Raw genomic sequence first — 19539 nt, forward strand, 5'->3', positions numbered from 1 at the left:
ACGACCATGACCTGGAAGCGACTGACCGCTGTGGCAGCAGCCGCACTGGTCGGTGCCAGCGTCCTCGCCGGGTGCGGTTCTTCCACGCCTGAAACGACCCCTGCGGGGAACAACGCCTCCGGTGGCACGTTCCCGACCAAGGTCGAGCACTTCTTCGGCACGACGGAGATCAAGGAAGCGCCCAAGCGCGTCGTCTCCCTCGGCTACACCGACGACCAGACTCTGCTCGCGCTCGGCGTCGTCCCGGTCGGCATGGTCGACCAGTACCCCAACCCCGAGGGCAAGACCCCGGACATCAACACCCAGTGGGCCTGGGTGAAGGACAAGTGGGGTTCGACCACGCCCGAGGTCATCATGAAGAACGGTGACACCGAGCCGAACTACGAGAAGATCGCGCAGCTGCGTCCCGACCTGATCGTCGCGGTCTACTCCGAGGCCGACCAGGCCTGGTACGACAAGCTCAGCAAGATCGCTCCGACGGTCGGCAGGACCAAGGAGGAGAAGGAGCCGTTCAGCGCCAAGTGGCAGGACAACGCGCTCCAGGTCGCCAAGGCGGTCGGCAAGGGTGACGAGGGCGCCAAGGCCATCAAGGCGATCGACGACAAGCTCGCCGAGGCCAAGAAGGCGAACCCGGCCTGGGCGAACGAGACCGCGGTCGTCACGTCCTGGTACAAGGACTCCGTCGCGCCGTTCAGCACGACCGACGTGCGCGGCCAGGTGATCACGGGCATCGGCTTCAAGGGCAACACGAAGATCGACGAGCTCGCGGCCGGCAAGTTCTTCGTGACGCTGTCCCCCGAGCGCATCGACGTGATGAACGTCGACCGCATCTTCGTGATCGCGGACGAGGCGGACCAGAAGTCGCTCAAGGGCTTCGAGCTCTTCAACAACCTGCCGGCGGTCAAGGCGGGCAAGGTCCACTGGCTGCTCGACAGCGAGGGCCCGGCCATCGGTGCCGCGATCTCCCAGGCGACCCTCGCGTCCATGCCTTACGCGGTGGACGAGCTGGTCGAGGCCGCCAAGTCGGCCGGCTGATTCTCGTTCTGACGCACCAGGTTCCAGCGAAAGGCCTCCCCTCGTGACCACGAGCGTCTCCGCCCCGCCGGCGAAGATCCTGCGCACGGCGTCCGGGCGGGAGGCCTCTCGCTGGGTGCTCGACCACTGCCGCTCCGCCCCCGGCCTGCCGATCGCCACCGTCCTGGCGACGGTGGCCGGGGCGGTGCTGCAGATCATCCCGGTGTTCCTGCTGGGCACCGTGGTCGACGGCGTCGTGCAGGGCCGCGACGCGTCGATCCTCTGGACCATCGGCATCGCGACCGTCGTCTCGGCGCTGGCCGGCGCGGTCATGACCGCGGTCTCGACCTACCTCGTCGGCCGGGTGGGCGCGGAAATGCTGGCGCGCCTGCGGGAAGGCGCGGTGCGCGCGGTGCTCGGGATGCCGAGCGCGCGCATCGAGGAAGTCGGCCGCGGTGACGTGCTCTCGCGCGTCGGTGACGACGTCGCGGTGATCTCCAAGGGTTTCCGCACGGCCATTCCGACGATCTTCTCGGCGGTCGTGCTGGTCGTGATCGCGACCGCGGGCATGTTCGGGCTCGACTGGCGGCTCGGTCTCGCCGGAGCCTGCGCGCTGCCCGCCTACTGGCTGGCGTTGCGCTGGTACCTGCCGCGTTCCCAGCCTCTCTACCGCGCCCGTTCCGAGGCTCAGGCCGATCGCGCGCAGGCGTTGATCAGCGGCCTCGACGGCATCGCCACCGTGCGCGCCTACCGCCTGGAGAACGTGTTCCGGGACAAGGTGACCGCGGAGTCGTGGCGGGTGCGCGACATCGGCATCGACGTCTTCCGGTTCTTCGGCCGGTTCATCGGCAGGGAGAACCGCGCCGAGTTCATCGGGCTCGGGCTGATCATCGTCGTCGGCTACTTCCTGGTGACCAACGGGCAGTCCTCGCTGGGCCAGGTCTCCGTTGCCGCACTGCTGTTCCACAAGTTGTTCGTGCCGCTCGGCCTGATCATGGCGTTCTTCGACGAGGCGCAGAAGTCCGGTGCCGGGCTGACGCGGCTGGTCGGCGTGACGACGGAATCCGACGGCGACGAACTCGTGCGCAGCGCGGTGGCGGTCGCCCCTGACGCACAACCACTTCCGGTGTCGGTGCGCGGGCTTTCCTTCCGCTATCCCGATTCCGAGCACGACGTGCTCCAGGACATCGATCTGGAGATCCCCGCCGGCACGTCGCTGGCGCTGGTGGGGGCGACCGGGGCGGGCAAGACGACGCTGGCGGCGTTGGTCGCCGGCACCGGCACTCCGCTGGCCGGATCCGTGCACATCGGCTCGTCCGATCTCGTCGATCTGGACGAGGCGGGCGCCCGCGCGCTGGTCAGCATCCTGACCCAGGAAGCCCACGTCTTCGCCGGTCCTCTCGCGGAGGATCTGCGGCTGGCGGCACCGGACGCGACCGACGACGAGCTGATGGACGCGTTGCGGACCGTCGGCGCGGACACGTGGGTCGAGACGTTGCCCCAAGGCCTGCAGACCGATGTCGGCGAGGGTGGCGAACGCCTCGACGTGACCAAGATCGCCCAGATCGCGCTGGCCCGGCTGGTGCTCGGCCGCTCCCCCGTCGTCGTGCTGGACGAGTCGACGGCCGAGGCGGGCAGTCAGGGTGCCGCCGCGCTGGAACGAGCCGCGCTCGCGGCCTGCCGGGGCCGCACCACGCTTCTGGTCGCGCACCGCCTGACCCAGGCCATCGCCGCGGACCGGATCGCCGTGCTCGACGCGGGTCGCGTGCTGGAACACGGCACCCACGAAGAACTCGTGGCGCGTGATGGGCGTTACGCAGCTCTTTGGGCCGCTTGGCGATTCGGAACGACAACTACTTAGGTTAGGCTTCCTTCACCGATGTGAAGGGATGGCTGAGTCGTCGATGGAACAGATGGCCGACCGTGACGTACTTCTTTCGACCGCCCGGATCGCCTCCGTTCGGCGCCGTGCCGGTGAGTACCCGCAGCGGACCATCGCCGTCGCGAGTGCCGTCGCACTGAACCACTGGGCGAACCCCGGTTTTTCGGTCGACGGGTTCGAGCTCACGCCCGCGACGCTGTTCAGCGACCTGCTCGTGTGGGCCGACAAGGGCCAGGCCTGGGACGTCGCCGAACGGCCGGACGGCTGGGCCGTTCCCGTTCCGGACGGCGTCGATCTGGCCGAGGCCCAGCGCGCGCTGGACGACCTGGCCGAGTTCCCCAACCGCACCATCGGCACGCTGACCTCCCAGACCGTCGAGGAACGACTCGCGGACCTGGCCCGCTGGAACGACAACGAGTTCCCGCGTGACCGGCCGAGCATCGTGGAACTGTTCCGCGAGCAGGCCCGGCAGCGCCCGGACGCGGTCGCGATCAACGACGGTGACCGCGCGTTCACCTACGGCGAGGCGCTGATCCGGTCCAACCAGCTCGCCCACCACCTGATCGAACGCGGCCTCAGCGCCGAACAGGTCGTCGGCATCTCGCTTCCGCGCTCGGCCGAGATGGTGATCAGCCTGCTCGCCGTGCTGCAGGCCGGGGCCGCGTTCGTGCCGCTCGACCCGCAGTGGCCGGCGTCGCGGCGCGAGTCCGTGATCACCGACGCGCAGGTCGTCCTGCTCCTGGGCAACGGCCAGGAAGATGAGCCCGCGGCCGTCGAGGTCGACCTCTCCGCCTGGGGTTTCTCGGACCACTCCGGCGATCCCACCGATGTCACGATCCGCGGCGCACAGCTCGCGTACGTGATGTTCACGTCCGGCTCGACCGGCCGCCCCAAGGGCGCGATGATCCGGCACGAGGCGATCAGCGAACGCCTGCTGTGGCAGGTCGACCAGATCCTCCACTTCGGACACTCCGACGCGTCGCTGTTCAAGGCGCCGCTGTCGTTCGACATCTCCATCAACGAGATCTTCCTGCCGCTGGTGTGCGGCGGTCGGACCGTCGTCGTGCGGTCCGGCGGCGAACGCGACCCGCACCACCTGTTGGCGACCATCGACCGGCACCGCGTGACGTTCGTGTACCTGGTGTCCTCGATGCTGGACGTGCTGCTGAACATCGCGGGCGACGGCGAGCTGGCCAGTCTGCGGCACGTGTGGTGCGGCGGCGAGGTGCTCACGCCCGAGCTGTACGACCGGTTCCGCACTCAGCTCGACATCCCGATGTACCACGGGTACGGCCCGGCCGAGGCGACGATCGGCGTCTCGCACGTGATCTACCGCGGCGAGGCCGAGCGGCTGTCGACGTCGATCGGCAGGGCGAATCCGAACACCGACCTGTACGTGCTGGACGACGAGCTGCGGCCGTGCCCGGTCGGCGTCGGCGGCGAGTTGTACATCGGCGGTTTCCTGCTGGGGCGCGGGTATGTGAACGCGCCGGGCCTGACGGCGTCGCGGTTCGTGGCGAACCCGTTCGCCACTGACGGCTCGCGGCTCTACCGGACCGGTGACCTGGCGCGGTTCGCTCCGGACGGATCGCTCGACTTCCTCGGCCGCGTCGACAACCAGGTCAAGATCCGCGGCATGCGGCTGGAGCTGGAGGACGTCGAGGTCGCGCTGGCCGAGCACCCGCAGGTGCGCCACACCTGTGTCGTGGTCAGGAAGAACTCCGCGGGCGGCAACTACCTCGTCGGGTACGTCGTGCCGTCCGACTCGGACCTGACCTCGGATGCCGTGAAGCAGTGGGCGGTCGAGAACCTCGTCGAGTACATGGTTCCCGCGCACATCGTGGTGATGAGCGAGTTCCCGTTGACCGCCAACGGAAAGCTCGACCGCCGCGCCCTGCCGGAGCCCGTGGTGGAGACCGGGCCGGTGACGGCCGCGGCCACCGACGACGAGGCCGTGATCTGCGCCGCCGTCGCGTCGGTGCTGCGGGTCGAGCAGGTCGGCGCCGACCAGGACTTCTTCGAACTGGGCGGCGACAGCATCCTGGCGATCTCGCTGCTGTCCGCGTTGCGGGCGGAGGGCGTGTTCGTCACCGCCACCCAGATCTTCGTGAACCGCACGCCGCGCGCTCTGGCCGCGGTCGCGTCGCGGGACGGCGCTTCGGCGGTCGACCACGACGACGTTCCCACCGGTCCGGTCGCCGGCCTGCCGATCGTGCAGTGGCTCGGGGAAACGACTGACGCGATCGACGGGTTCGTGCAGTCGGTCGTGCTCAACACTCCGGCTTCCCTGACCGCCGGCGCGCTGACCCAGATCCTCGACGCGGTCGTCGCGCGGCACGACATGTTGCGGGCCAAGCTCGTTCGGGGCGAGCGGTGGTCGTTCGACATCCCCGCGGACGGCACCGCGTCGTGGGAGCGGAGTGATGCGCCGCTGGAGGAGTGCGTCGCGGCGGCGACCGAGGGACTGAACCCGGACGCGGGCGTCATGCTGCGCGCGGTGTGGCGGCCTGAGGCCCGGCAGCTCGTGATCGTGATCCACCACGTGGTGATCGACGGTGTCTCGTGGCGGATCCTGTTCGACGATCTCGCCGTGGCCTGGCAGCAGATTTCTTCCGGGGTGCCGGTCGAGCTGCGACCGGTCGGCACGTCGTTCCGGCGCTGGACCCAGTTGCTGGAGAAGGCCGGGTTCGAGGGAGATCGTTCGTACTACGAGCGTCCGCTGCCGGGGGTGGATCAGTTGCTCGGGCGGCGTGAGCTGACCGAGGCCGATGTCGTCGCGGGCGAACAGGTTCGCACGGTCACGGTGGGTTCCGCCGTCACCGCCGCGTTGCTGGGCGACGTGCCGGCGTTGTTCCACGCCAAGGTCAACGACGTGCTGCTGACCGGTCTCGCCGTCGCGCTGGCCCGGTGGCGGCGGGACAACGGGCAGGAGCAGACGTTCGCGCACGTCGAGCTCGAAGGCCACGGCCGCGAGGGCCGGTTCGTGCCGCTCGACCCCGATCTGTCGCGGACGGTCGGCTGGTTCACGACGCTGTTCCCGGTGACGGTGGATCCTGGTTCCGCCGATGATCTCGGTGCGGCTTTGAAGCGGGTCAAGGAAGACCTCGCTCGGGTGCCGAGCAACGGTGTCTCCTACGGCGCGTTGAAGTACCTGGGGCGTGCGGAGTTCGACGCGTCCCGGCCGCAGGTGCTGTTCAACTACCTCGGCCGGTTCTCCGGTGGCACGTCCGGCGACTGGCAACTCGCCGAGAACGCCGGTCAGCTCGGCGAGAAGCGCGACCCGGCGATGCGACTGCCGCGGGCGCTGGAGTTCAACGCCTCGGCCGAGCCCGGCGCGGACGGTGAGCTGGAACTGGTCACGGTGATCTCGTGGCCGTCCGGGGTGTTCAGCGACGAGGACACCGCACGGATCGGGTCGTACTTCGTGGCCGCGCTGGAGGGGCTCGCCGCGTTGACGCAGGGCGGCCACTCTCCCAGCGACTTCGACCTGCTGCCGCTCGCCCAGTCCGATGTGGACTCACTGGATTCCGCGGTGCTGCGCGACATCCTGCCGTTGACTCCGCTGCAGGAAGGCCTCTACTTCCACTCGGTGTTCGACGACGAGTCGGCCCACCGGTACGTCGAGCAGCAGCTGCTGACGCTGACCGGCCCCGTGGACGCCCGCAAGCTCGAAGCGGCCGCTGCCCGTGTGCTGGAGCTGTTCCCGAACCTCGCCGCCCGGTTCGTCGGTCTCGACGACGGCCGGGTCGTGTCGGTGCTGGAGTCCGGTGTCCGGCCGGAGTTCTCCACCGTGGACGGTCAGGGCATGACCGACGAGGAGATCCAGGAGTACGCCGAACGGGACCGCGTCGCCGGCTTCGACCTCGCGCGCGGCCCGCTGATGCGCTTCACGCTGATCCGGGTGGCCCCGCAACGGTTCGTGCTGGTGCAGACCGTGCACCACATCATCGCGGACGGCTGGTCGGTCCCGCCGATGCTGCGCGCGCTGCTGGCCGAGTACTCCACGCCGGGTTCGGTGCACCCGAGCGGCAGTTACGCCGACTACGTGCGCTGGCTGGTGAACGCCGATGCCTCGGAGAGCGACCGGGTCTGGTCCTCCGAGCTCGCCGGGCTCGCGGCGCCTTCGTTCGTGGCGGAGGGGCACACGCCGTCTGAGCTGTTCGAGGACGTGGTGATCGACGCGGCTCCGGACCTGGACGCCGCGACGCGTGCGGCCGGTGTGTCGCTGAGCGTCGCCGTGCACAGCGCGTGGGGCGTGACGCTGGGCGGCATCCTGGGCAGCCAGGACGTCGTGTTCGGGTCGACGGTGTCCGGTCGTGACGCCGACGTGCCGGGCATCGACGAGATGGTCGGCCTGTTCATCAACACGATTCCGGTGCGCGTCGGCTGGTCCGGTTCTTCCGCACGTTCGTTGCTGGATTCGGTGCGCTCGCATCAGACGGCGGTGTTGCCGCACCAGCACGTGTCGCTGACCCGGATCGGGCGGCAGGCTCCGCACGGTTCGGCGTTCGACACGCTCGTGGTCTTCGACGTCGCCACGGACGTGACGACGCTGGAAGGTCCGTTCAAGATCGCCGAGGTCGTGAACGAGGGCGCGCCGCACTACCCGTTGACGCTGGTGGTCGAGCGTTCTCTCGACGGCGCGCTGCGGTTCAACCTCATCTACGACACGACGGTGGTGCGCGCGGAAGGCGCTCGCACGATCTTGCAGGCGTTCTCGGACACGCTGAACTCGTTGCTGCACGAGGAGAACATCCCTGCGGTCGCGCTTTCGTCCGCGCGTGCCGCGGCCTCTGTCGAGCCTGTGACGTTGGCGGAGCTGTTCGATGCCACGGCTTTGCGCGACCCGTCCGCGCGGGCTGTGACGATGTGCCACCTCGACGGCAGCGCCGAGGGCCTGTCGTACGGGATGCTGGCCGACGCCAAGAACCGGCTCGCGCGCTCGTTGGTGAACGCGGGGGTTGGTCCGCGCCAACGGGTCGCGGTCGCGATCGGGCGGTCGTTGCAGCAGGTCGTCGCGCTGGTCGGCATCGTGTCGGCAGGCGGCGCCTACGTGCCGTTGGACCTCGCCTACCCCGACGAGCGACTTCAGCACGTCCTCGCCGATTCCGCACCGCAGGTCGTGCTGGTCGAGGCCGAGCACCGCGAACGCTTCGAGCGCCTGTTGGTCGAGGCCGGCGTGTCGGCGCGGGTGCTGGTGTACGGCGAGGAAGTCGCCGGCGAGGCACAGCTTCCGTCGTTCGACTGGCGCAACCCGGCCTACGTGATCTACACGTCCGGCTCCACGGGCAAGCCCAAGGGTGTCGTCGTGTCGCACGCCAGCGTGGTGTCGCTGCTGGCGAACACCCAGCCGGACATGAACTTCGGGCCGGACGACGTGTGGACGCAGTTCCACTCGTACTCGTTCGACTTCGCGGTCTGGGAGCTGTGGGGCGCCCTGGTCCACGGCGGCGAACTGCTCGTTCCCGACCACGGCCTGACGCGCTCACCCGTCGACTTCCACAGGCTGGTTCGCCAGCGTGGTGTCACCGTGCTGAACCAGACACCGTCGGCGTTCTACCAGTTCGTCGAGGCGGACCGGCTCAGCGAGCCGCTGCCCGCGTTGCGCCGGGTGATCTTCGGCGGTGAGGCCCTGGAGCTGTCGCGGATGCGCGGCTGGGTCGAGCGTTACGGCACCTCGCGGCCCGAGCTGGTCAACATGTACGGCATCACCGAGACCACGGTCCACGTGACGCATCGGGTGCTGGACTCCTCGGACTTCGCCTCAGGGCGCGAGGTCAGCCCGATCGGCGGGCCGATCCCCGGCCTGCGCACGTACCTGCTGGACGCCTCGCTGCGTCCGGTCGCTCCCGGGCAGGTCGGCGCGATCTACGTGGCGGGCTCGCAGCTCGCTCTGGGCTATCACAACCGGCCGGATCTGACCTGCGGCCGGTTCGTGGCGGACCCTTTTGCCGCTGATGGCTCGCGCATGTACAACAGCGGTGACCTCGCGCGCCGCAATCTCGACGGTGAGCTGGAGTTCGTCGGCCGCGCCGACGACCAGGTGCAGCTCAAGGGATTCCGGATCGAGCTGGGCGAGGTCGAGTCGGCGATCCGCTCGGTACCGGGTGTCGTCGACGTCGCCGTGACGGTGGCGGACACCGCCGACCATCTCGTCGCGCACGTGGTGGGCACGCCTGCCACCGACATCACCGTGTTCCTCGGGGCGAAGCTGCCGGTGCACATGGTGCCGCAGCGGGTGATCGCGCTGGACGCGTTGCCGTTGACGGTGAACGGCAAGCTGGACCGCAAGGCGTTGGAACAACGTGCTCGCTCCACCGAGGACACTCCTGTCGTCGCGGGCTCGCCGGCGTTGGAGTCGCTGGTCGGCATCTTCGCGGACGTGCTTCCCGGATCCGCGGTGGACGCCGACACGGACTTCTTCGTGGCCGGCGGGGACAGCATCATCGCGATCGGTGTGGTCAACCGGGCTCGTGCCTCGGGTCTGCGGATCGCGCCGCGTGACCTGTTCCTGCACAAGACTCCTCGGGCGCTGGCGGAGAAGTTCGCGGTCGCGCCGGTGGCGGCACCGGTGGTGTTCGAGGCTCAGGACGGACCGGTGGTACCGACGCCGATCGTGTTGCGGCAGCGGGAGCTGGGCGGCGACCTGAAGCGCTTCGTCCAGGTGCGGCGGCTGCAGGTGCCCGAAGGCCTCGAGCTGCGGGACATCGGGCGGGCGGCGAAGGCCGTCATCGACGCTCACCCCGCACTGCGGATGCGCCTGCGGGTCGAGCACGGTGTCTGGTCGCTGGTCATCGATCCCGACCGAGACGTCGACCTCATGTCGGTGGACGGGGACGATCTCGCGGTCGCGGTGAACCAGACGGCCGTCTGGGTCGACCCCGAAGCCGGCCGCACGATCCAGTTCGGCTGGCTCGAGAGCACGCGCACGCTCGTCGTCGTGGTGCACCACCTCGCCGTCGACGCCGTCTCCTGGCTGATCCTGCTCGACGACATCACCGCGGCCCTGCGCGGCGAGGACCTGGCACCCGCGACCACCTCGTTCGCCGCCTACACCAGCGCGCTGGCCCTGAGCGCGCACACCGGCGGCGACCTGCGCCGGTGGATCGAGGTGCTCGACACCCCGTCCCTCACCCCGCAGATCGGCGACCAGCGCGAGGTCACGGTCAACCTGTCCGCCGACATCACCGACCGCGTCGTGCACACCGCGCCGACCGCGCTCGGCATCGGCCTGACCGAACTGCTGGCAGGTGCGCTGCGCACAGCACTCACCGAAATCCAGGGCACGCCCACGGACCTGGTGCTCGAACTGGAGCGCCACGGCCGCGTACCGGTGCTGGAACACCACGACTACACGCGCACGGTCGGCTGGTTCACCTCCATCGCGCCCGTGAAGCTCAGCCCGCACACCAACCCCGTCGACGCCGCACGCGAGCTCGTGCGGCGCCAGCCTGACGAGGAGCAGCACGTCGGGTATGGCCAGTTGCGGTACCTGAACCCGCAGACCGCGCCGGTGCTGGCCGCGCTGCCGAGGCCGCAGGTGCTGTTCAACTACCTGGGCCGGGGCAGCGAGTCGCAGGCGCTCCACTTCGACATGGGCTCGCAGCCGAGCCCGTACGCCGTCGAGGTCAACTGCTGGGTCGACACGGGCACCGGCAGTCTGCGGGCGACGTTCGCGCTCAGCGAGGACGTGTCGGACGAGATCGCGGCACGCTGGCTGCTCGCGCTGGAACGCATCGCGGACACCTCGGTCACCGCGACCCGCACCGCTCCGGTGTCGCCGTTGCAGCGCGGCCTGTACTTCCAGGCCGCGCTGAGCGCGGCCGGGCACTACGTGGCGCAGAGCTACTTCACGTTCGACCGCCGCCTCGACGCCGGCAAGCTCGGCAAGGCCATGGCGCACGTCATCGCCAAGCACCCGGTCGTCGGCGCGGGCTTCGCGGACGAGGACGGCACGCCGGTCCAGGTGCTCACGTCCGGCGGTGAGGTCGAGGTCCGCACCGTCGACGTGCTGAACCAGGACGCCGTGGACGCGCTGCGGATCGAGGACCGCGGCACGGGCTTCGACCTCGAACGGCCCCCGCTGGTGCGGCTCACCGTGCTGCGGCTGCCGGACGGCCGGGACGCGTTGCTGTTCAGCTACCACCTGCTGCTGTGGGACGGCTGGTCGCGCGAGATCGTGCTGCGCGACCTGTTCGGCGCGTACCAGGCGCTCCTCACCGGTGAGCCGATCGACTCCACGCCCGCCACGCCGAGCTTCGAGAGCTACTGCCGGGCGCTGGCGGCCAAGGACCAGCAGGCCGCCGAACGGTTCTGGGCTCAGTACCTGGCGGAGCTGCCCGGTCCGACGCTGCTCGGCGACGGGTCCACTTCGGACGCTCTGCCGACGAAGATCGTGCGCACGCTGTCCGAAGAGGACTCCAGCCGGATCAGGGAGGCGGCCGCCAGGCACGGCGTCACGCTCAACTCGGTCGTCACGGGCGCGCTCGGGCTGATGCTCGGCAGCGAGACCGGCCGGGGCGACGCGGTCTTCGGCGTCACCGTCTCCGGACGCGAGGAGGAGGGCACCGAGAACATCGTCGGCGTGCTGCTCAACACCGTGCCGATGCGAGTCTCGGCACGCCCCCAGGACACCGCCGCCCAGTTCCTCGCGACCGTGCAGGCCTCGCGGGTCGACGCCATGGAGCACGAGCACGTGGGGCTCGGCGAGATCCAGCGGGCGAGCGGGCACGACCAGCTGTTCGACAACCTGTTCGTGCTGCAGAACTTCCTGGACGACAGCACGTTCGACGAGCTCAACGCCCGCAACGGGATCGTCGACCACGAGTCGGAGGACTCGACGCACTACCCGTTCACCTGGGTGGTGACGCCGGGCCGGCAGCTCACGGTCAAGCTGGAGTACCGGCCGGAGGTCACCGCACCGGAACTGGCCGAGCGGCTGTTCGACGACTACCTGCGGATCCTCGCCGACCTCGCCACCGCCGAAGGCCCGCTGGGCACGATCCGCGGCACGGGGCCGGAGCCGGAACTCAACCCCGCCAACGACTTCGGCAACCTGACCGTGGTCGACCTGTTCGATCAGGCCGCCGATCGCAGTCCTGACAGGACCGCTCTCGTCGCGCACGGCAAGACGATGACGTTCGCGGAGCTCAGGGACCGCAGCCGTCACCTGGCCGGAGTGCTGGCGGGCAAGGGAATCGGCGTCGAGACGTCGGTCGCCATCGCGGTGCCGCGCTCGCTGGACTGGGTCGTCGCGCTGTTCGGAATCCTGCGCTGCGGCGCCGCGTACGTGCCGCTGGAGCTGGACCACCCGGACGAGCGGATCGCCGCGATCATCGAGGACGCGCACCCGTCGCTGATCATCACGACCGCCGCGGTGGCACCGCGGATCCAGGGCGACACCTTCGAGCTGGACGAGCCGTGGCCGGACGCCGAACCGGTGACCACGTTCGCGCCCGAGGACTCGAACAGGCTCAAGCACGCGGCCTACACGATCTACACCTCGGGTTCGACCGGCAAGCCCAAGGGCGTCGTGACCGAGTACGCCGGCCTGACGAACATGCTGGTCAACCACCAGCGCAGGATCTTCGAGCCGGTGCTGGCCGAGCACGGGCACCGGACGTTCCGGATCGCGCACACCGTGTCGTTCGCCTTCGACATGTCGTGGGAGGAGCTGCTCTGGCTCGCCGACGGCCACGAGGTGCACATCTGCGACGAGGAACTGCGCCGCGACGCCACCGGGCTGGTCGAGTACTGCCTCCAGCACGAGATCGACGTCATCAACGTGACGCCGACCTACGCGCAGCAACTGGTGGCCGAAGGGCTGCTCGCGGCCGAGCACAAGCCCGCGCTGGTGCTGCTGGGCGGTGAGGCCGTCACGCCGACGTTGTGGCAGCAGCTCGCGGACACTCCTGGCACGATCGGCTACAACCTTTACGGGCCAACGGAGTACACGATCAACACGCTGGGCGTCGGCACGTTCGACTGCGTCGACCCGGTGGTCGGCGTGGCGATCGACAACACCGACGTCTACGTCCTGGACCCGTGGCTGCGGCACGTGCCGGACGGTGTCGCGGGCGAGCTCTACGTGTCGGGCGTGGGCATCGCGCGGGGCTACCTCGGGCAACCGGGGCAGTCCGCCGAGCGGTTCGTGGCCTGCCCGTGGGTGCCCGGTGAGCGGATGTACCGGACCGGCGACCTGGTCATCCGGCGCCCGGACGGCAACCTGCTCTACCTGGGCCGCACGGACAAGCAGGTCAAGATCCGCGGGCACCGCGTGGAGCTGGGCGAGGTCGAGGCGCGGTTCGCCGCCCACGACGCGGTCCGGTTCGTCGCGGCCGTCGCGCAGGCCGACCCGCAGGTCGACGGCGCGTACCGGCTCGCGGCCTACCTCGTTCTCACCGACGGTGCGGACATCCCGTCGATCGCGGCGGAGGTCGGCGCCGGCCTGCCCGACTACCTGCGGCCCTCGCACTACGCCGCGGTGGACGCGATCCCGCTCACGGTCAACGGCAAGGCGGACACGTCGGCCTTGCCGCAGGCCCGTCCGCTCGGCACCCTGATGACCAAGGTCGAGGAACGCGAACTGACCGAGACCGAGATCGTCGTCCGCGAGATGTTCGCGGAGGCGCTCGATCTCGACGAGGACGAGGTGGGCATGACGAGCGGCTTCACCGACCTGGGCGGACATTCGATGCTCGCGGTGCGGCTCATCGGACTGCTCCGCCGCGAGTTCGGTCCCGTGGTCACGATCCGCGACCTGCTGTCCCTCTCCACCCCCGAAGCGATTGCGCGGCACGTTGACGAACACTGAAGTCCGCACGGGCAAGGAGATCCTCCGGGTCGCCCTGCGCCGCAACCGAGGCGCCATGGCGGCCGGGACCCTGCTGATGGGGTCCTACCAGGCCGCCGAAACCGCCGTGCCGATCCTGCTCGGCGTGATCGTCGAGTACGCGCTGCGCGGCGGGCAGCTCAGCTCGCTCGGGCTGGCGCTGCTCGCGCTCGGCCTCGTGATGGCCACGGTGTCGTACTCGTGGCGGTTCGGCATGCGCATCCTGCAGAAGGCGAACACGACCGAGGCGCACCGGTGGCGCGTCGAGGTCGCGGACCGCGGCCTGCAGCCGGTGGCGCGCGAGGTCGACCTGAAGTCCGGCGAGGTCCTCACCATCGCCACCGAGGACGCCGACCAGACCGCGGACATCATCGAGGTGGTGCCGCTGCTGATCAGCTCGCTGGTGTCGGTGGTGATCACCGGTGTCGTGCTGGCGGTGATCAGCGTGCCTTTGGGCGTGCTGGTGTTCGTCGGCACGGCGGCGATCCTGAGCGTGCTCAGCGTGATGTCGCGGCGGATCGGCACCAACACCCAGGTGCAGCAGGCGAAGGTCGCGCGGGCCGGGGCGAAGGTGTCCGACCTGATCGCCGGACTGCGGCCGTTGCACGGGTTCGGTGGCAGCTACGCGGCTTTCCAGGCCTACCGCCGGGTGAGCACCGAGGCGAAGAAGCAGTCGATCGTCGTGGCCCGCGTGAACGGTGTCTACGCCGGGCTGGCGCTGGCGCTGAACTCGTTGCTGGCGGCGGCGGTGACGCTGTGGGCGGGCCTGCTGACGTTCCAGGGCGAGATCACCATCGGTCAGCTCGTGATGGCGGTCGGCCTGGCGCAGTTCCTGATCGAGCCCTTGAAGCTGTTCTCGGAGATGCCCAAGTACGTGATGATCGCGCGCGCCTCTGCCGAACGGATGGCGTTGATCCTCGCCGCGCCCGCGCTGATGACCCCTGGCGTGGAAGAGCCCGGTCCGGAAAGCGGGCTCGAAGTCGCCGGCGTCACGCACGGAACGTTGCGGGACTTGACGTTCTCCGTGCTGCCCGGTGAGTTCGTGGCGATCGCGGCCTACCAGCCACAGGCGGCGGCCGAGCTGGCGTCGGTGCTGTCGGTCGACGTGCCACCGGCTTCCTACGAAGGCGTGGTGCGGGTGGGCAAGCAGGAGGTGGCATCGTTGACGATCGACAGCGTGCGCACCCACCTGCTGGTCAACCCGTCGCACCACGAGGTGTTCGCGGGAACGTTGCGGGAGAACGTGGATCCGGCCGGCTCCAGCACGCTGGTGGACGAGGCCGTGTCCGCCGCGATGCTGACCGACGTCGTCGCTCTGCACTCCGACGGCCTCGACTACGCCGTGCGCGACCGGGGCGCGAACCTGTCCGGCGGGCAACGGCAACGGTTGTCGCTGGCCCGTGCGCTGGCCGCGAACCCGGAGATCCTGGTGCTGCACGACCCGACCACGGCCGTCGACGCGGTGACCGAACAGCTCATCGCCCGCAACCTGACCGAGTTGCGCCGCGGCCGCACGACGATCGTGATCACCAGCAGTCCGGCGTTGCTCGACGTGGCCGACCGGGTGATCGTGCTCGACGGCGGCGCGGTCACGTCCGAGGGCACGCACCGCGAACTGCTCGGCCGTGACTCCTCCTACCAGCTGGCGGTGGCCCGATGACGAGGTTCGAGTGGCGTGGAGGCCCTGCCTCGGTGCGGTTCGAGAGCGTGCTGGACCCGGTCGAGCTGACGCACGAGAAGGACGATCTCTGGTCGGCCGAGGTCGAGATGCCGGCCCGGCTGCGCGTGACGTACCACTTCTTCGACTCCGACGAGCACGCCGATCCGTCGAACCCGTCCGGCGCGGGCCCGAACCGGTCGATCTTCGCGACCCCCGACCTGGAACCGCAGCCGCACTGGCCGATCGTCGGCCCGGACGAGGTGCTGGACGTGCCGTCGCTGCGCATCCGGTGGAACGGGGCGTTGGGGCGCAAGACAGTTCGCGTGCACCAGGGTGGCGAGCCGGTCGTGCTGCTGCTCGACGGCGACGACTGGATGTACGTGCATCCAGCCGTGGCCGCGTTCGAGTCGGCGGTGAAGAACGGCGAGATGCCGCCCGCCACGCTGGTTTTCCTGCCCACGCCTCGTGATCGTGACGCCGAGTACAGCTCTTCCGCGCTGTGGCAGGCGATCCGGGACGAACTGCTGCCGTTGCTCGCGGAGAACGGCGTGACCGTGGACCTGTCGCGGTTCGTGGTCGCGGGTCAAAGTCTGGGCGGGCTCAGCGCGTTCCGCGCCGCGCTGGACTTCCCGGACCTGGTGTCGAAGGTGGCCTGCCAGTCCGGATCGTTCTGGTGGGCGCGTGACCTGCCCGAACACGGACTTTCGCTCGACGGCCCTGCCGGTGGTGACACGGCGGAACGCCTTGGTTCTCTGCCGGACCTGTCCGGGCTGCGGGTCGCGTTCGACGTCGGCGAGCACGAACCGCGGATGCACCGGCACTGCGAAGCCGTGGAAGAGCTTGCGGCGCAGGCGGGTGCGACGGTGCGGGTGAACCGTTCCCCCGCCGGGCACGACCGGGCAGGCTGGCGGCACGCGCTGGTGCGCGACGTCGCTTGGTTGCTGAGTTAGGTTCCAGGACAAGCGGTTGCGCCGCCGTTGATCGTCCGGCGATCTACGAGCGGATCCGGCAGGCTAGGCGCCATGTCGACACCTCCGGTGATCTCGGTGATGCTGATCGTTCCGGACGCCGACGCGGCCGTTGCCTGGTACAAAGCCGCGTTGGGCGCCACGGAGCTGTGGAACCTCGGCGGCGTCGCCGGTCTGGAGATCGGCGGCGCCGCGTTCTTCGTTCACGCGGTCAACCCGGACAACCCCGCGGAGTCCAGTCCCGGCGGCGTCACCAGCGTGCGGATCGAACTGTTCACCGACGACCCCGACGGCGTCATCGCGCGAGCTGTGACCGCGGGAGCCGCTGGTTCCGCGGCCGTGAGTCACGAGATGCCGTGGGGCACGCACCGGCAGGGCGGCTTCACTGATCCGTTCGGCCACAAGTGGTCCGTGGGCGACCGGTCACCCCTGGGCTGACTGGAGCGGCCACACCTCGACGACTCCGTGCGCCACCGCGCACGGAGTCCCGGCCACCATCCGCACGGCCTCGTCCACGGACTCCGCCTCGATGATCGCGAACCCCGCGATCGGCAGGTCGGACTTGAGGAACGGGCCGTCCTCGACGGTCGTGCCGGCGTTGCCGGGGTTGCGGACCTGGATCGGTGCTCCGGCGATCCCCATCTCGACTCCGGCGGCCCTCAGCCGTTCGTCGTGGGCGTGCGCCTCATCGCGCACGGCCGGTGCCGTTCGGTCGTAGTCCGCACGCTCTCCGTAGCCGATCGTCACGAACTTCATCGCGGAACCTCCTCGATTCGGACTCTTCAGCCATACCGACTTCCGAGCCTCGCGAAACTCATCGGCCCGTTCATCGACTGTTCACCTCATGGTTGCGACCAGCCACCCCGCCACGGCGTCGAAGTGACGAAAGATCTGTTCTCTGACAGGGCTTTTCGTAGAGGTGGACAGTGAAGAGAACGCTCGGCATCGGTCTTGCGGTCGTGCTGCTCGTGGGTGTCGTGACGGCCATCGTCCTGGGACAGGGCGGAGGCGAACCGGCCCGGCTCCAGACCGTGCGCGGCGTGATCGGCTCGGAGAAGCTCGCCTTCTTCGCCGACCAGCGGGTCAAGGACGTGTTCGCGAAGCACGGGCTCAAGGTCGAGGTGGATCCGGCCGGGTCGCGGCAGATCGCCACGGCCACGGACCTGAACTCGTACGACTTCGCGTTTCCTTCTTCGGCACCCGCCGCTGAGAAGATCCAGCGCGATCGCAAGGCAGCGCGGACGTACGCGCCGTTCTCGTCGCCGATGGTGGTCGCCACGTTCGACCCGATCGTCGACCTGCTGACGAAGGCCGGCGTGGTGAAGTCCGGGCCGGGCTACCAGACGTTCGACGTGCAGGCCTACCTGGAACTCGCGGCCAGGGGCACGCGCTGGGACCAGTTGCCGGGCAACACCTCCTATCCCGCGCGCAAGAACCTGCTCGTCACCACGACCGATCCGCGTGACTCGAACTCGGCGGCGATGTACCTGGCGATCACGTCGTTCGTCGCCAACGGCGGGGTGGTGTCGTCGCAGGACGCCGAGGCGAAGGTGCTGCCGGCGGTGTCGAAGCTGTTCCTGGAGCAGGGATACACGCAGAGCAGCAGCGAGGGGCCGTTCGAGGACTACCTGTCCGCGGGGATGGGAAAGACGCCGCTGGTGCTGGCGTACGAGGCGCAGTTCGTGGACAGGGTGGTGCGGGGCGACTCCTCGGTCCGGCCGGACATGAAGCTGCTCTACCCGGCGCCGACGGTGCTGTCGAAGCACACGCTCGTGCCGTTGCGCGAGGCCGGCGACCGCGTCGGGCAGTTGCTGCAGAGCGACGCCGAACTGGGCAGGCTCGCCGCGACGTTCGGCTTCCGCACCGCCGATCCCAGGCACTTCGACGAAGTCGTCAGGGAGAAGGGCCTGACCGTGCCGCAGACGGTCGTGGACGTGGTCGAACCGCCCGCCCACGAGACCCTGGAGCGGATGCTCGAAGCGATCGCGAAGCAGTACTGACATGGCCGATTTCGTGCTGACGCCACCGGATCCCGTCGAACCCGTGCCGGTCGACCGCGCGGCCGGGCTGATCCCCGTCGCCGACGACGCCAAGGCCGAGCTGTCGTCGCGCGCCGAGGCCTTCATCTCGGCTTTGGGCGCCGTCGACCCGCGGTCACCGGACTTCAGCCGGATCGCCGACGAGGCACTGGTCCTCGGCGAGGCGGAGATGCGGCTGGCGGCGCAGATCGCGGGTCGTCTGCTCGACCGCACGCTCGCGTCCGCCTCGTCGCCGCACGGCGCCCAGGTCTCGACGAGCCTGACCGAGCTGCGCAGGTCCGTTCGCGAGCTCGATCCACAGGACCTGAGCAGGCTGACCGGCCGCAAGATCCTCGGATTCATCCCCGGCGGCAACTCGGCCCGCGGTCTGCTGGCACGGCTGCGCGCGGCCGACGAGCCGCTCAACCGCATCGTGCTGAAGCTGCGGTCCGGCCAGGACGCGCTGAAGCGCGACAACGCCGCCATCAAGGGCGAACGGCAGCGCTTGTGGGACCTGATGTCCAAGCTGTCGCAGGACGCCGCGCTGGCCGCCGAGATGGACGAGGCCGTCGAACGCCAGATCGCGATCCTCGACCTGGCCGAACCCGCCCGCGCCCAGGCGTTGCGTGCCGACGTGCTGTTCGGGTTGCGGCAACGGCATCAGGACCTGCTGACCCAGTTGGCCGTGTGCGCGCAGGGGTACATGGCGCTGGACGTGGTGCGCCGCAACAACGACGAGCTGGTCAAGGGCATCGAACGGGCGGTCAGCACGACCGTCACGGCGTTGCGGATCGGCGTGGCGGTAGCGGCGGCACTGGCCGGGCAGCGCGAGGTGATCGACCAGGTCGACGCCGTGCGCGGCCTCACCGACTCGATCCTGCGCTCGAACGCGACGCTGATGTCGTTGCAGGGCGAGGAGATCCAGCGCATCGCGTCGACGCCGGCCGTCGGCATCGAGGCGGTGCGGACCTCGTTCGACCAGATCTACGCGGCGATCGACGCGATCGACGCCTTCAAGGCCCGCGCCGCCGACTCCATGTCCAGCACGGTCTCCGCGCTGGACACCGAGATCCGGCGCGCCCACGACCACCTGAGCCGCGTCAGGGAAACCGGGGAGCAGGCGTGACCGCCTCCGGTACGCCGCCCGCCGCGCTCACACACAGCCA

9 protein-coding genes are annotated in these 19539 nt (G+C 69.6%); 8 read left to right on the forward strand and 1 reads right to left on the reverse strand.

Going from position 1 to position 19539, the window contains the following annotated elements; translation table 11 throughout:
- Nucleotides 1–6 precede the first annotated feature (6 nt).
- The 6 genes from SK854_RS10560 (at nucleotide 7) to SK854_RS10585 (ending at nucleotide 16793) form a co-directional block, all read left to right on the forward strand.
- Nucleotides 7–1035, forward strand: coding sequence for an iron-siderophore ABC transporter substrate-binding protein (locus tag SK854_RS10560; RefSeq protein WP_319974837.1), 1029 nt, complete (start codon nucleotides 7–9; stop codon nucleotides 1033–1035).
- A 43-nt stretch (nucleotides 1036–1078) separates the two neighbouring features.
- On the forward strand, nucleotides 1079–2875 hold the full coding sequence (locus tag SK854_RS10565; protein ID WP_319974838.1) for an ABC transporter ATP-binding protein: 1797 nt from the start codon (nucleotides 1079–1081) through the stop codon (nucleotides 2873–2875).
- Between the two features lie 28 nt (nucleotides 2876–2903).
- Nucleotides 2904–13709, forward strand: coding sequence for a non-ribosomal peptide synthetase (locus SK854_RS10570; RefSeq protein ID WP_319974839.1), 10806 nt, complete (start codon nucleotides 2904–2906; stop codon nucleotides 13707–13709).
- A complete protein-coding gene (locus SK854_RS10575; RefSeq protein WP_319974840.1) occupies nucleotides 13696–15387 on the forward strand; it encodes an ABC transporter ATP-binding protein in 1692 nt (563 codons plus the stop codon). The genes SK854_RS10570 and SK854_RS10575 overlap by 14 nt, the downstream gene beginning before the upstream one ends.
- Nucleotides 15384–16337 (forward strand): alpha/beta hydrolase-fold protein, encoded by a 954-nt coding sequence (locus SK854_RS10580; RefSeq protein ID WP_319974841.1) that lies wholly within the window; start codon nucleotides 15384–15386, stop codon nucleotides 16335–16337. Before SK854_RS10575 ends, SK854_RS10580 begins: the two co-directional genes overlap by 4 nt.
- 72 nt (nucleotides 16338–16409) lie before the next feature.
- Nucleotides 16410–16793 (forward strand): VOC family protein, encoded by a 384-nt coding sequence (locus tag SK854_RS10585; protein ID WP_319974842.1) that lies wholly within the window; start codon nucleotides 16410–16412, stop codon nucleotides 16791–16793.
- Here the strand turns inward: SK854_RS10585 and SK854_RS10590 are convergent.
- Complete coding sequence (locus SK854_RS10590; RefSeq protein ID WP_319974843.1) at nucleotides 16779–17111, reverse strand: YciI family protein; 333 nt, start codon at nucleotides 17109–17111, stop codon at nucleotides 16779–16781. The two genes, SK854_RS10585 and SK854_RS10590, sit on opposite strands and share 15 nt — an antisense overlap.
- Before the next feature lie 170 nt (nucleotides 17112–17281).
- Here SK854_RS10590 and SK854_RS10595 point away from each other — a divergent pair, with 170 nt between their 5' ends.
- Nucleotides 17282–18355: a hypothetical protein gene (locus SK854_RS10595; protein ID WP_319974844.1), complete on the forward strand. Its 1074-nt coding sequence runs from the start codon at nucleotides 17282–17284 to the stop codon at nucleotides 18353–18355.
- A 1-nt stretch (nucleotide 18356) separates the two neighbouring features.
- On the forward strand, nucleotides 18357–19499 hold the full coding sequence (locus SK854_RS10600) for a toxic anion resistance protein (protein ID WP_319974845.1): 1143 nt from the start codon (nucleotides 18357–18359) through the stop codon (nucleotides 19497–19499).
- The last annotated feature ends 40 nt before the right edge of the window (nucleotides 19500–19539 follow it).

The organism is Lentzea sokolovensis, assembly GCF_033949975.1.
GTDB classification, from domain to species: Bacteria; Actinomycetota; Actinomycetes; order Mycobacteriales; family Pseudonocardiaceae; genus Lentzea; species Lentzea sokolovensis.

What these genes read in the sequence shown, in the direction of transcription:
- SK854_RS10560 (WP_319974837.1), top strand. Translation starts at nt 7, where the DNA reads ATGACCTGGAAGCGACTGACCGCTGTGGCAGCAGCCGCACTGGTCGGT.
- SK854_RS10570 (WP_319974839.1), top strand. Translation starts at nt 2,904, where the DNA reads ATGGCTGAGTCGTCGATGGAACAGATGGCCGACCGTGACGTACTTCTT.
- SK854_RS10580 (WP_319974841.1), top strand. Translation starts at nt 15,384, where the DNA reads ATGACGAGGTTCGAGTGGCGTGGAGGCCCTGCCTCGGTGCGGTTCGAG.
- SK854_RS10590 (WP_319974843.1), bottom strand. Translation starts at nt 17,111, where the DNA reads ATGAAGTTCGTGACGATCGGCTACGGAGAGCGTGCGGACTACGACCGA.
- SK854_RS10600 (WP_319974845.1), top strand. Translation starts at nt 18,357, where the DNA reads ATGGCCGATTTCGTGCTGACGCCACCGGATCCCGTCGAACCCGTGCCG.
- SK854_RS10585 (WP_319974842.1), top strand. Translation starts at nt 16,410, where the DNA reads ATGTCGACACCTCCGGTGATCTCGGTGATGCTGATCGTTCCGGACGCC.